The sequence below is a fragment of the Streptomyces sp. BPTC-684 genome (assembly GCF_030028635.1).
Classification (GTDB): Bacteria; Actinomycetota; Actinomycetes; order Streptomycetales; family Streptomycetaceae; genus Streptomyces; species Streptomyces noboritoensis.
Genome location: NZ_CP124863.1, coordinates 4,011,775 through 4,024,615 on the forward strand (window position 1 = coordinate 4,011,775; position 12,841 = coordinate 4,024,615).

General features: G+C 72.8%; 14 protein-coding genes. 10 read left to right on the forward strand and 4 right to left on the reverse strand.

Annotated elements, in window-relative coordinates; all coding sequences use genetic code 11:
• Positions 1-105: 105 nt before the first annotated feature.
• The 5 genes from QIY60_RS17715 to QIY60_RS17735 all read left to right on the forward strand — a co-directional run bounded on the left by QIY60_RS17715 (position 106) and on the right by QIY60_RS17735 (position 4,864).
• On the forward strand, positions 106-906 hold the full coding sequence (locus QIY60_RS17715; RefSeq protein WP_283143323.1) for an ABC-2 family transporter protein: 801 nt from the start codon (positions 106-108) through the stop codon (positions 904-906).
• Between the two features lie 13 nt (positions 907-919).
• Complete coding sequence (locus tag QIY60_RS17720) at positions 920-1,768, forward strand: ABC transporter permease (RefSeq protein ID WP_283145982.1); 849 nt, start codon at positions 920-922, stop codon at positions 1,766-1,768.
• Between the two features lie 12 nt (positions 1,769-1,780).
• The gene (locus tag QIY60_RS17725) at positions 1,781-2,746 is read left to right on the forward strand and encodes an ATP-binding cassette domain-containing protein (RefSeq protein WP_283143324.1); all 966 of its coding nucleotides are present in this window, start codon (positions 1,781-1,783) and stop codon (positions 2,744-2,746) included.
• A 54-nt stretch (positions 2,747-2,800) separates the two neighbouring features.
• Positions 2,801-3,427 carry a DUF1707 domain-containing protein gene (locus QIY60_RS17730; protein WP_283145983.1) on the forward strand — a complete coding sequence of 209 codons (627 nt, stop codon included), beginning with the start codon at positions 2,801-2,803 and terminating at the stop codon, positions 3,425-3,427.
• Between the two features lie 126 nt (positions 3,428-3,553).
• Positions 3,554-4,864, forward strand: a complete 1,311-nt coding sequence (locus tag QIY60_RS17735) for a DUF445 domain-containing protein (protein ID WP_283143325.1) — start codon at positions 3,554-3,556, stop codon at positions 4,862-4,864.
• A 277-nt stretch (positions 4,865-5,141) separates the two neighbouring features.
• Here QIY60_RS17735 and QIY60_RS17740 read toward each other — a convergent pair whose 3' ends face one another.
• Both QIY60_RS17740 and QIY60_RS17745 read right to left on the reverse strand, forming a co-directional pair.
• The gene (locus QIY60_RS17740; RefSeq protein WP_283143326.1) at positions 5,142-5,444 is read right to left on the reverse strand and encodes a hypothetical protein; all 303 of its coding nucleotides are present in this window, start codon (positions 5,442-5,444) and stop codon (positions 5,142-5,144) included.
• A gap of 128 nt (positions 5,445-5,572) precedes the next feature.
• Positions 5,573-6,589 carry an SEC-C domain-containing protein gene (locus tag QIY60_RS17745; protein ID WP_283143327.1) on the reverse strand — a complete coding sequence of 339 codons (1,017 nt, stop codon included), beginning with the start codon at positions 6,587-6,589 and terminating at the stop codon, positions 5,573-5,575.
• Positions 6,590-6,777: 188 nt separating this feature from the next.
• Between QIY60_RS17745 and QIY60_RS17750 the strand changes: the two genes are divergently transcribed.
• The 4 genes from QIY60_RS17750 to QIY60_RS17765 all read left to right on the forward strand — a co-directional run bounded on the left by QIY60_RS17750 (position 6,778) and on the right by QIY60_RS17765 (position 9,860).
• Positions 6,778-7,548, forward strand: coding sequence for a class E sortase (locus QIY60_RS17750; protein ID WP_283145984.1), 771 nt, complete (start codon positions 6,778-6,780; stop codon positions 7,546-7,548).
• Positions 7,549-7,689: 141 nt separating this feature from the next.
• A complete protein-coding gene (locus QIY60_RS17755; protein ID WP_283143328.1) occupies positions 7,690-8,004 on the forward strand; it encodes a DUF6412 domain-containing protein in 315 nt (104 codons plus the stop codon).
• A gap of 135 nt (positions 8,005-8,139) precedes the next feature.
• Entirely contained in the window at positions 8,140-8,886 is a 747-nt protein-coding gene (locus QIY60_RS17760; RefSeq protein ID WP_283143329.1) for a YidC/Oxa1 family membrane protein insertase, read from the forward strand.
• 116 nt (positions 8,887-9,002) lie between these two features.
• The gene (locus tag QIY60_RS17765) at positions 9,003-9,860 is read left to right on the forward strand and encodes a fumarylacetoacetate hydrolase family protein (protein WP_283143330.1); all 858 of its coding nucleotides are present in this window, start codon (positions 9,003-9,005) and stop codon (positions 9,858-9,860) included.
• A gap of 164 nt (positions 9,861-10,024) precedes the next feature.
• Here QIY60_RS17765 and QIY60_RS17770 read toward each other — a convergent pair whose 3' ends face one another.
• A complete protein-coding gene (locus QIY60_RS17770) occupies positions 10,025-10,501 on the reverse strand; it encodes a heme-degrading domain-containing protein (RefSeq protein WP_283143331.1) in 477 nt (158 codons plus the stop codon).
• Positions 10,498-11,601 carry a Gfo/Idh/MocA family oxidoreductase gene (locus tag QIY60_RS17775; RefSeq protein ID WP_283143332.1) on the reverse strand — a complete coding sequence of 368 codons (1,104 nt, stop codon included), beginning with the start codon at positions 11,599-11,601 and terminating at the stop codon, positions 10,498-10,500. The genes QIY60_RS17770 and QIY60_RS17775 overlap by 4 nt, the downstream gene beginning before the upstream one ends.
• Before the next feature lie 55 nt (positions 11,602-11,656).
• On the opposite strand from QIY60_RS17775, the gene QIY60_RS17780 reads away from it, so the two are divergent.
• Entirely contained in the window at positions 11,657-12,796 is a 1,140-nt protein-coding gene (locus QIY60_RS17780) for an ROK family transcriptional regulator (protein WP_283143333.1), read from the forward strand.
• The last annotated feature ends 45 nt before the right edge of the window (positions 12,797-12,841 follow it).

The window sequence follows — 12,841 nt, forward strand, 5'->3', positions numbered from 1 at the left end:
GTGGAAAAGCCGTCGCGGTGGGCCGCCGGGCGGTACTAGGGTCGTGCGCTTTGGTGCGCGGGGACATGGCCCCTTCATACACGGACCGGACGGGGAGGTGGCGTGATGCGGCTCTATGCGATCGTTGCCGCAGGTGGGTTCCGGCGCCATACGACGTACCGGATCGCCACGGCGGCAGGGGTGTTCACCAACACCGTCTTCGGCGCGATCATGGCGTACACCTATATGGCCCTGTGGAGCGTCCGGCCGCGTCTGGGCGGCTACGACCAGGCCGAGGCACTGACCTATGTGTGGCTGGGACAGGCCCTGATGATGACGGTCGCCATGATGGGCGGCGGCTTCGAGGACGAGCTCATCGAACGCATCCGTACGGGTGACATCGCGATCGACCTGTACCGCCCCGCCGACCTCCAACTGTGGTGGCTGGCGGGCGACGTGGGCCGGGCGGCCTTCCATCTGCTCGGGCGGGGTCTGGTGCCGCTGGCGTTCGGCGCGCTCGCCTTCGACCTGGCGCTGCCCGCCGACCCGCGCACCTGGCTGGCGTTCCTGCTCGCCGTCCTCCTCGGTGTCCTGGTCAGCTTCTCGATCCGCTATCTGGTGGCGCTCTCCGCGTTCTGGCTGCTCGACGGGGCGGGCATGGCGCAGATGGCCTGGCTCGGCGGGATCTTCTTCTCCGGGATGCTGCTGCCGCTCAACGTGTTCCCCGGCGCCCTCGGCGAGGTGGCCCGGGCGCTGCCCTGGTCGTCGCTGCTCCAGATCCCGGCCGACGTCCTGCTCGGCCGCCACACGGGCTGGGGCCTGGCGCGGGCGTACGGTTTCCAGCTCGGCTGGGCCGCGCTGCTGCTCGGCGCCGGGCGCCTGCTCCAGGCGGCGGCGACGCGGCGGGTGGTGGTGCAGGGTGGCTGAGACGGTGGCCGAAGTGACGGTTCGGCGGACTGACGCGCCCGCCGGGCGGCTGCGCGGCGCCGCCGAGGGCGTCCGCGCGTACCGCCTGATCGCCGGCATGTGGATCCGCTCCACGCTGGCCTACCGGGCGTCCTTCCTGATGACGGCGCTGGGCAACTTCCTGGCCACCGGGCTCGACTTCGTGGCGATCCTGCTGATGTTCTCGCACATCGACGCGCTGGGCGGCTACACGCTGCCCGAAGTGGCGTTCCTGTACGGCGCGTCGGGCGCCGCGTTCGGGCTCGCGGACCTGGTGATGGGGTCGATGGACCGGCTCGGGCGGCGGGTGCGCGACGGCACGCTCGACACGCTGCTCGTGCGCCCGGTGCCGGTGCTCGCCCAGGTCGCGGCGGACCGGTTCGCGCTGCGCCGCCTGGGCCGGATCACGCAGGGCCTGCTGGTCCTCGGCTACGCGCTGCTGACGCTCGACGTCCACTGGACGCCGCTGCGGGCGCTGATGATCCCGCTGATGCTGCTGAGCGGCGGCGCGATCTTCGCGGCGGTGTTCGTGGCGGGCGGGGCGTTCCAGTTCGTCGCGCAGGACGCCTCCGAGGTGCAGAACTCCTTCACGTACGGCGGGAACACGCTGCTCCAGTACCCGCCGACGGTCTTCGCCAAGGACATGGTGCGCGGGGTGACCTTCGTGGTCCCGCTGGCCTTCGTCAACTGGCTGCCCGCGATGTACGTGCTCGGCCGGCCGTACCCGCTGGACCTGCCGGACTGGCTGGCGTTCACCCCGCCACTGGTGGCGGCGGGCTGCTGCGCGCTGGCGGGGGCCGCGTGGCGGGCGGGCCTGCGGGCGTACCGGAGCACGGGAAGCTGACGGGAGTGAGCCATGGGTGACGTGATCCAACTCGACGGCGTCGAGAAGGTCTTCGAGGTGCGCCGCAAGAACGGGCGGCGGCTGCGGCGCGAGCGCAAGCAGGTCAGGGCGGTCGACGGGATCACCTTCTCGGTGGCACGCGGCGAGATGGTCGGCTACATCGGCCCCAACGGCGCCGGGAAGTCCACCACCATCAAGATGCTCACCGGCATCCTGACCCCCAGCGGCGGCCGGGTGCGCGTGGCGGGCCTCGACCCTTCCCGCGAGCGCACCCGCCTGGCCCGCCGCATCGGCGTGGTCTTCGGCCAGCGCACCACGCTCTGGTGGGATCTGCCGCTGTACGACTCGTACCGCCTGGCCCACCGCATGTACCGCATCCCCGACGACCGCTTCCGCGCGAACCTGGACCGCTGCGTCGAACTCCTCGACCTGGGCGAGCTGTTGGACGTCCCCGTGCGCCAGCTCTCGCTGGGCCAGCGGATGCGGGGCGACATCGCGGCGGCCCTGCTGCACGACCCGGAGGTGCTGTACCTGGACGAGCCGACGATCGGCCTGGACGTGGTGAGCAAGGCGAAAGTACGCACGTTCCTGCAGGACTTGAACAAGGAGCGCGGCACGACGGTCCTCCTCACGACGCACGACCTGACCGACATCGAGCAGCTCTGCGCGCGCGTGATGGTGATCGACCATGGCCGTCTGGTGTACGAGGGCGCGCTGGCCGGGCTGCACGAGGTCGGGGGCAGCGAGCGCACCCTGGTGGTCGACCTGGAGCGCGAGCTGGCGCCGATCGAGCTCGCGGACGCGCGCGTGGTGAAGGTCGAGGGGCCGAGGCAGTGGCTGGCGTTCCCGGCGTCGGCGTCGGCGGCGCCGCTGGTGGCGAGGATCGCGGAGCGGTACCCGCTGGTCGACCTTTCGGTGCGGGAGCCGGACATCGAGTCGGTGATCGCCCGGATGTACGCCGACCGGGGCCTTCATTAGGCTGGCGGTATGACGAGTGAACCTTCGGGGGCCTCGGGGGCGGATCTCCCCGAGATGCGGGCATCGGACGCGGAACGCGAGCGGGTGGCGGAGGCGCTGCGCGACGCGGTGGCCGAGGGACGGCTCGACATGGAGGAGTTCGAGGAGCGCCTGGAGGCGGCGTACAAGGCGCGCACGCACGGGGAGTTGGCGCCGCTGGTACGGGACTTGCCGACGCCGGGCGTACGTACACCGGCTCCAGCCGCTCCTGATTCCGGAGCCGTCGACTGGCCGTCGAGGATCGGCGGCACGGCGACCTCGCGGGGCGCCTTCGCGTTCTGGGGCGGGTTCGGCCGCAAGGGCACGTGGACGGTCGGCCGGAAGTTCACCGCGTTCGCGATGTGGGGCGGCGGCGAGATCGACCTGCGCGAGGCCCGCTTCGAGTCCGCCGAGACGGTGATCCGCTGCTTCACGATCATGGGCGGCATGGGCGTGACGGTCCCGCCCGAGCTGACGGTGCGGGTCCGCGGCTTCGGCCTGATGGGCGGCTTCGGCGACAAGGCGACGGGCGAGGGCACGCCGGGCTCGCCGCGGGTGACGGTGACGGGATTCGCCCTGATGGGCGGCATCGGCGTGGAGCGCAAGCCGCGGAAGGCGGCGAAGCGGGGGGTGGGCGGGGCGCCCCGCAAGGAACTGGGCTGAGCGGCTTCGGCGGGTTCACCCTTCCTGGTTCACCCTTCCTGGGGGAACTCGACGTGCGCCCCGGGAGTCCCTCATGTAGGGACAATTGCGTACGGGGTGGTGCGTGCGCGCGGACGGGCGGAGCGAATGGAACGTACTGAATCGGCCAGGGCGGCGGACCCCGCGCACCTGCCCCCGTTCTCGTACACGGAGGCGGACGAGGAGAAGCGCCGCGGCGTGCGCCGGATGAAGGCCACGGCGACGGGCCTGCTGCTCTTCGTGGCGCTGGTCTTCGCCCTCGCGACCTGGGCGGACCGCTCGGGCGCGGGCTCCTGGGCGGCGTACGTCGCGGCGGCGGCGGAGGCGGGGATGGTGGGCGCGCTGGCGGACTGGTTCGCGGTGACGGCCCTGTTCCGCCACCCGCTGGGCGTCCCGATCCCGCACACGGCGATCATCCCGAACAAGAAGGACCAGCTGGGCGAGTCACTGGGCTCGTTCGTGGGGGAGAACTTCCTCTCCCCGGAGGTGGTCCGTACACGACTGGGCGCCCTGGGAATAGGCGCCCGGATGGGCACGTGGCTGGCGGAGCCGTCCCACGCGGACAGGGTGACGTCAGAACTGGCGACGGCACTGCGCGGCGCGTTGACCGTCCTGCGGGACTCGGACGTCCAGGCGGTGGTGGGCGAGGCGATCACCCGCCGGGCGGACGCGGCGGAGATCGCCCCGGGCATCGGCAAGACCCTGGAGAAGGTGGTCGCGGACGGCGGCCACCGCCGGGTGGTGGACCTGGTGTGCGCGAGGGCGCACGACTGGCTGGTGCTGCACGGGGACTCGGTGATGGAGGCGGTGCAGGGAGGCGCACCGGGCTGGACGCCACGCTTCGTGGACAAAAAGGTAGGCGAACGGGTCTACAAAGAACTGCTCCGCTTCGTAACGGAGATGCGGGACATGCCGTCGCACCCGGCGCGGGGGGCCCTGGACCGCTTCCTGGCGGACTTCGCGGCGGACCTCCAGTCGGACACGGAGACGCGGGCGAAGGTGGAACGCCTGAAGTCGGACGTCCTGTCCCGCCCCGAGGTCCAGGACGTGATCGCGTCGGCATGGTCGTCCGTCCGCGCGATGATCATCGCGGCGGCGGAGGACGAGCGCAGCGAGCTGCGCCTGCGGGCGAGGGCGTCCCTGCTGTCCCTGGGCGCCCGCCTGTCGACGGACACCCGCCTCCAGTCGAAGGTGGACGGCTGGGTCCAGGACGCGGCGGCGTACGTGGTCTCCACGTACCGCGCGGAGATCACGTCCCTGATCACGGACACGGTCCGCTCCTGGGACGCGACGGACACGTCCCGCAAGATCGAGGCCCACATCGGCCGCGACCTCCAGTTCATCCGGATCAACGGGACGGTGGTGGGGGCGCTGGCGGGGGTGGTGATCTTTGCGGTGGCTAGGGGGGTTGGGGGGTAGGGGGGGGCGCGCTCTTTTGGGGGCCGGGGGTGTGGTGCGGGACCTGGCGGCCGGGAAGCGGGGTGTTGCCCGGGACCGGGGGCCTCCACGTGCTGGGCGCACCTGGCAACCCCGGCGGGCAGCGGCTGCTTCAGCTCCCCTGCTGGGCGCGTGACCGGCAGTCCTGTCCCTGCTCTGCGTGGCCACGCACCCAGCGGTCCATCCTGCGGGGAGTCGCAGTGTGCGGTGTTACGTACGTACGAGTCGTCCCCAGCGTTCAAACGGTTCCCGTTCTCGGCTAGGCATTTTTCCTGGTGACGGCCCAGGAGGCCACGGCAACCCCACCCGCCACAGCGAACACGGACGGCCAGGCGCCGACCTTCTTGGCGAGGGGGTGCGACCCGGCGAACGCGGCGACATAGGCCGCGGTGAGCCCGACGGCCGCCTTGGTCCCGGCCGCCTGCTTCCACTCCCGAGCGGCCACGGCCCCGGCGGCGGCCAGCGCCACCCCACCGAGCGGCCGCTTCTTGGTCCACCGGGCGGTGGCATACCCACCCACGAGCCCACCCGCGGCGATAACTGCTGCCGGAACCTTGGCCATGTCGTGCCTCCTGCGCCTCTGTGGACTGTCCACTCCGAGGCTAATGGGCGCCGTCAGGCTGCCCGCATCCGGTCTCCCGCCTGACCTCTGGGCTTTGATTCCGTCATGACACCGCAGACGGCGGCTGGTCACATCGCCCCGTGGCACTCCCCGTACCCCACCCCCGACCCACACCAACAAGCCTCCCCCCGCCGAGGCGGCCAAGCCACAGCCCGCCCCCGGGCCGCCAGGGTCGTGGCGTACTGGGGGAGGAGGTCCGCGTTCGACGGGGACGAGGATTCCGATGCTGCGAAGGCCTCGTAGGACGGGACTGTGCCTGTCACGATGCCCAGGTTGGCCGTTCCCGTGGCCGACAGTTCTCGTAGGGACGCCTCGATATCCAGGAGGTGGGCCGCGTGGGTGGGGTATTCCGTGGACAAGGACGGGTAGGCCGTGAGGAGTTCGTCCAGTTCCGGGGCCGGCCAGTGCAGGACCGCCACCGGGAACGGGCGGGAGAGGGCCGCTCGGTACGTACCCAACTCCGTTCGCAGGCGCGCCAGTTCCGCCTTCAGCTCCGCCGGGTCGTCCGAGCCCAGGGACCACAGGCGCTTGGGGTCGTGGAGTTCGTCCAGGGTGATCTCGGCGCGGTGGAGGCGGTCCGCGAGTTCGTCCCAGGAGTCGTGGTCCAGGGCCAGCAGACGACGTACGCGGTGACGGGCCGTCAGCAAGGACTGGGTGGGGTACGGGATGTCCGCCGTCGGGTCGTCGGCGGGGAGCAGGAGCGTCAGCGCCGTCGTCAGGGTCGCGTGCGCCGCGTCCAGCTCGTCGTGCGTCTCCAGCGTCTCCGCGACGATCTCCCACGGTGCCGGGTCCCGGGGCGCCGAGCCGCGGATGCCCTCGATGATCGCCCGCGCCTCCGGCTCGTGGCCGTACTCCCAGAGGTTCGCCGCCTTGAAGGCCTTGATCAGGGCCGGGTGCTCGGGCTCGGCGGCGAGGAGGCGGTCGTAGAGCGTCGTGGCTCGCTCGCGGTCGCCGGCCAGCTCCAAGTGGGCCGCCGCCTGGAGGAGGAGCGGCTCGTGGTCCTCGGGGTACTGCGCCGCGGTGCGCAGCAGACGCTCGGCTTCGGCGGTGTGATCGGTGTGATCGGCAGGCGTGTCGGGGCGCATGAGGGACACCGTACTGCTGTGCGGGGCCCAAGCGGAGGGGTGTTCCGGCCCTGGTGAGTTGACGGGGGAGCCCCTATGGTGCGCGCGTGCGGATACCGGTGGTGGTGCAGAGGCGCTCGCGGGGGCGGACCTTTTTGGCACGCGCCCTGCGGTACGTACGGGGAGTGCGTACATCCTCCGCACGCGCCCTGCGGGGAGTACGGAAGCCCCCGTCCCGGGAGCCCGTACGGCTCCGCCCCCTCGGCCGCACCCTCTGGGCGGGCGCCGAAGCCGTCGTCACCCTCGGGCTCGTCCTCCTCCTGCTCGTCGCCCATCAGCTGTGGTGGACCAACCGCGAGGCCCGGCACGAGGCCCGGCAGACCGTACGGTCGCTGGAGCGGGAGTGGGGAGGCCAGGTGGAGGGGCGGAGCCCCGAGGCCGCGCCCGTGGGCGCCGTCGGGCCCGCCACCCCGGCGGCCCCGCACCCGGCGGCCCCGGCCGCCCCTGCCCGCGAAACCCCGGCCGACCCCGACCGCGCCTACGCCGTCCTCCGCCTCCCCTCCCTCGGCGTCACCGCCCCCGTCGCCGAGGGCATCAGCAAGCGCGGCGTCCTCGACAAGGGGTACGCGGGGCACTACGCCGGGACCGCGCAGCCCGGGCAGGCCGGGAACTTCGCGCTCGCCGGGCACCGCAACACCCACGGCGAGCCCTTCCGCTACATCAACCGGCTGCGGCCCGGGGACAAGCTCGTCGTCGAGACGCGGGACGCCGTTTTCACCTATCGGGTGGACAGGACGCTGCCGCAGACCTCCGCCCGGGACAGCGCGGTGATCGCGCCCGTACCGCGCAGTGACGTCCGCACGAAGTACGGATACGGGGAGCGCGGCTACTACATCACCCTCACCACCTGCACCCCCGAGTTCACCTCCCGGTACCGGCTCGTGGTGTGGGGGAAGCTCGCCTCGATGCGGCCGCGCTGATCCCTGACCTGTGCGGCTCCCGGCCGCCGGACCGATTGTCCGAGCCGTCGTGTATAACGGCAGGAGAGTCAGGAGTTGGCACACACGCTCGGGCAACATGTGCTCGGGCGGATGCTCAAAGACATGGGCGAGGGGGGACGCATGACCGGCAACCGCATGGCATCGGTGCGCTGTTCCTTCGGCCTGCTCCTCTTCCTCCTCGCCGAGCTGCTCCTCATCGAGGGCGGCATCCTCTCCGGCGCCGTCGCCCTGGCCGCCACCGCCGCGGTCGGCTCCGCCCTCGCCGTCTGCGCACTGCTCGCCTCCCGCGCGGTGCCCAAGGTGCCGCGTACGCGCATACGCACCGCGATACGGGACCGCGAGCGGCGCACCGCCTTCCTGCCGCAGCGCGATCCCGACGCCTCTGGGCGGCCCAGGCCCCGAGCCCCCGGCCGCCTCGCCATGACGGCCGCGTAGGGCTGCCCCTCTTTCCTCTTCGCCCTCCGCCGGGCTGTCACGCCGCTCTGTCCCGCGCGCGTACGCACGTATGCCCTGCGCCCTGAAGCGCAGCTCCGTACCGCGCGCCCCCAGACGTGACTCCGGAGGCTTCCCATGTCCGTATTCGCTGTATTCGCCAGCCTGGTCGAGCGCCTCGCCGACCTGGTCCAGCCGCTCTTCCACGGCTCCGCGGCCGCCGCCGCGATCGTGCTGTTCACCATGCTCGTACGGCTCGCCGTGCACCCCCTGTCCCGGCAGGCGGCCCGGGGCCAGCAGGCCCGCGCCAAGCTCCAGCCGCAGCTGGCCGAGCTGCGCAAGAAGCACCGCAAGGACCCCGAGCGGCTGCGCGAGGCGGTCGCGGAGCTGCACGCGGCGGAGAAGGTGTCGCCGTTCTCCGGGTGCCTGCCGAGCCTGCTCCAGCTGCCCGCGTTCTTCCTCCTCTACCAGCTGTTCTCGAACTCCGGCTTCGGCGGCGGCCACACCACGCTGCTCGACCACACCCTGCTCTCCGCCCCGCTGCGCGGCCGCTGGGCGGACGCGCTCGGCCACGGCGGCCTCATAGGCGGCCAGGGCCTGGTCTACATAGGGCTCTTCCTCGTCGTCGCCGGAATCGCCACCTTCACCTACCGGCGTACGAAGCGGCAGCTCGCGACCCAGCCGCTGGTCCCGGCCGACCAGCAGGAGGGGGTGCCGGGTCTGGGCGCGATGACGAAGTTCATGCCGCTGATGTCGTTCGGCACGCTGATCACGGTCGCGGTGGTGCCGCTGGCGGCCGCGCTGTACGTGGTGACGAGCACGGCGTGGTCGGCGCTGGAGCGGGCGTACCTGTACCGGGAGGCGTCCGCGGCTACTGCCGCGTAACGGTCCAGTGTGTGAACGGGGTCTTGCGGAGTGGACGCCGACCTTGGAGGATCGAACGATCCTTCCGATGGCCGCCACCCATCGGCCGGGCCAGGCTCGACCTAGGGAGACAGACCATGAAGCTGCTGCGCGTAGGCACGGCGGGCAACGAGCGCCCCGCGCTGCTCGGCGCCGACGGGACCCTGCGGGACCTGTCCGGGCTCGTGGCGGACATCGACGGTGACCTGCTCGCCGACGAGTTCGCCCTGGACCGGATACGGGCCGCGGCCGACACCGGTGTGCTGCCCGCGCTCGACGCGGCCGGGCAGCGCGTCGGCCCGCCGGTCGCCCGGATCGGCAAGGTCGTGTGCATCGGGCTGAACTACCACGACCACGCCGCCGAGACCGGGGCGGCGATCCCGGCCGAGCCCGTCGTCTTCTTCAAGGCGGCGGACACGGTCGTCGGCCCGAACGACACGGTCCTGGTGCCCCGCAGGTCGGTGAAGACCGACTGGGAGGTCGAGCTCGCGATCGTCATCGGGCGCACGGCCCGCTATGTGGCCGACGACGAGGACCCGCTGGCGTACGTCGCGGGGTACGCGGTGTCGCACGACGTGTCCGAGCGGGAGTTCCAGATCGAGCGCGGCGGCACCTGGGACAAGGGCAAGAACTGCGAGACGTTCAACCCGCTGGGCCCCTGGCTGGTCACCCGAGACGAGGTCCCGGACCCGCAGGCGCTGTCGCTGCGGCTGTGGGTGAACGGCGAGCTGAAGCAGAACGGCTCCACGGCGGACCAGATCTTCCCGGTCGCGGAGGTCGTCCGCTACGTGAGCCAGTTCATGACCCTGTACCCCGGCGACGTCATCAACACGGGCACCCCGGCGGGCGTCGCGATGGGGCAGTCGGAGCCGAAGCCGTATCTGCGGGCGGGGGACGTGGTGGAACTGGAGGTCGAGGGGCTGGGCCGACAGCGTCAGGAGCTCAAGGACGCGTAGGCGCCGCCGGGCCGGGGTTGCGGGTGCGGGTGTGCGGATCGCGCTCTGCCGTGCTCCGCACCGGGGCCCGGGCTGCCCCCGTCCCCGGGGAGCCGGGGCCCGGGCTGCCCCGCTCCCGACCACCGGGCCCCAGGGTCCGGGTCGCCCCGCCCCCGTACCCCCCTCTAACCCACTCGCCCCATGAATACCCGCAACCCCTCCACCACCAGCGCATGGTCCTCCACCTGAGGCAGGCCCGAGACCGTCACCGTGCCGATGACGCCCGTGCCCGTCACCCGCAGGGGGAACGCGCCGCCGTGGGCCGCGTAGGTGTCGGGGTCCAGGCGGGAGGAGGCCTCGAAGGTGGTGTTCTTGGCGCGGAAGCGGGCGCCCACCAGGTAGGAGGCGGCCGCGTACCGCTCGGTGACGCGGCGTTTGCGGTCGATCCAGGCGTCGTTGTCCGGGGTCGAGCCCGGCAGGGCGCAGCGGAACAGCTGCTGGGTGCCGCGGTGGATGTCGATCGTCACCGGGGCGCGGCGGGCCACCGCCAGCTCTCGCAGGAGCGAGCCGAGCACCCACGCGTCCTCGTGCGTGAAGCGTGGCAGCTCCAACTCGGCCTCCTGCGCCTCCAGTTCGGGCACCGAGAAGGACACGGCCGTCACAGCGCCACCTCCACCGTCACGCCCTCGCGCGCGGACCTGCGCGCCGCCTCCAGGACGTCGAGGGCCGCCGCGGCCTCGTGTGCGGTGACCGGCGGTTCGCCGCCCTCGCGCAGGGCGGCGGCGATCGCCGTGTAGTACGCGGGGTAGTCGCCCGGCAGGGTCGGGGCGGGGCCGCCGCCGCCCGTCAGCGGGGACTCGCCGGAGCCGACGCGGCCCCACATCCCCTCCGGCTCCAGGCCCCACGGCTCGCCGTCGCCGGGCCGCCTGCCCTCGCGCAGGGCGGACTCCTGGGGGTCGAGGCCGTACTTGACGTAGCCCGCGGTGGAGCCAAGGACACGGAAGCGGGGGCCCAGTTGGGCTGTCGTCGCGCTCACATAGAGGTGTGAGCGCACACCGCCCGCGTGGGTGATCGCGATGAAGGTGTCGTCGTCGGCCTGGGCGCCCGGACGGCGTACGTCGGCCTCCGCGTACACCCGCAGCGCCGGGCCGAACAGGACCAGGGCCTGGTCGACGAGGTGGCTGCCCAGGTCGTACAGCAGGCCGCCGATCTCCGCCGGGTCGCCCGACTCGCGCCAGCCGCCCTTGGGCTGCGGGCGCCAGCGCTCGAAGCGGGACTCGAAGCGCTGGATCTCGCCGAGCTCGCCGGACGCCAGCAGCGCGCGCAGGGTCAGGAAGTCGTTGTCCCAGCGGCGGTTCTGGAAGACCGAGAGCAGCAGGCCGCGCTCCTCGGCGAGGGCGGCGAGGCCGCGCGCCTCGGCGGCCGTGCCCGCGAGCGGCTTGTCGACGACGACCGGGATCCCGGCCTTGAGGGCGTCGGTGGCGATCGGCACGTGCGTCTTGTTCGGCGAGGCGATCACGACGAGGTCGAGGCCGGCGTCGAAGAGCTCGTCGGGGGAGGCGGCGAAGCGCAGCCCGTCGCCGTGCTCGGCGCGGGCCTGCGCGCGGCGCTCGGGGCTGGACGTGACGACCGTGTCGAGGACCAGCCCCTCGGTCGCGGCGATCAGCGGGGCGTGGAAGACGGATCCCGCCAGGCCGTAGCCCACGAGTCCGACGCGGAGGTCGGTTCCGGCGCGGAAGCCGGTGTCCGTACGAGCGTTCATGGGCCCACTTAAGCAACGCTGTTGCCAAAGTGCAAGCGCAGGAGACAATGGGAGGGTGAACAGGAGTAACTCGGGAGCCAATCTGCCGGCCCTGCGCAGCCACAACGCCGCGCTGGTGCTCGATCTGCTGCGTACGGCCGGGGACGCCGGGATCAGCAGGCTGGAGCTCGCCGAGCGCACCGGGCTCACCCCGCAGGCCGTCAGCAAGATCACCGCGCGGCTGCGGGCGGAGGGGACGGCGACCGAGGCGGGCCGCCGCGCCTCGACCGGCGGCAAGCCGCGCACGGTGCTCAAGCTGGTGCCGTCCGCCGGGCACGCCATAGGGCTGCACCTCGACCGCGACGAGCTCACCGCGGTCCTGGTCGACCTGGCGGGCACGCTCGTCGGTGTCCGTACCGTGCCGCTCGACCTCGGCGCGGGCCACGACACGGTGGTGGGGGCCGCGGCCGAGCAGGCGGAGTCGCTGATCGGCGGGCGTCCGATACTCGGCGTCGGCGTGGCCAGCCCCGGCCCGCTCGACCACCACACCGGGGTGCTCCACCGGATCACCGGCTTCCCGCAGTGGAACGGCTTCCCGCTGCGCGACGCGCTCGCCGCGCGCCTGGGCCTGCCGGTCGTCCTCGACAAGGACACCAACGCCGCCGCCCTGGGCCTGGCCCTGCGCGGCCCGGCCGACTCCTTCGCCTACCTCCACCTCGGTACGGGCCTGGGCGCGGGCCTCGTCCTGGGCGGCACGCTGCTGCGCGGCTCGCGCACCGGCGCGGGCGAGTTCGGCCACCAGACGATCCTGCTCGGCGGTCCCGCCTGCGGCTGCGGCGCGCGCGGCTGCATCGAGGCGCTGTGCCTGATGTCGGTGGCCCGCGGCGACATCGCGGCCGCCGCCCGCTTCCTGGGCGTCGGCGCCGCGAACCTCGTCGGCCTGCTGGACATCGACCGCGTCCTGCTCGGCGGCCGTACGGTCATGGGCGCGCAGGACGGTTTCGTACGGGGAGTGCGCGCGGTCCTGGAGGAGCGGGCCCGCCGGGGCGGGGACGCGCGGGCGATCCCCGTGGCGGTGGCGCCGGGCGGGCCGCACGCGGTGGCGGAGGGGGCGGCCCGGCTGATTCTGGGGCCGGTGTTCGGGCACGGGGACGGGGACGGGGGCGCCCGGCTGCATGCTTCCGGCCGCTGGTCCGACCTTCCGATATTGGGCTGATCGGGCGGATTTACGGGGCCGGCGCCGCGCGGGCGGGCGTGGCTG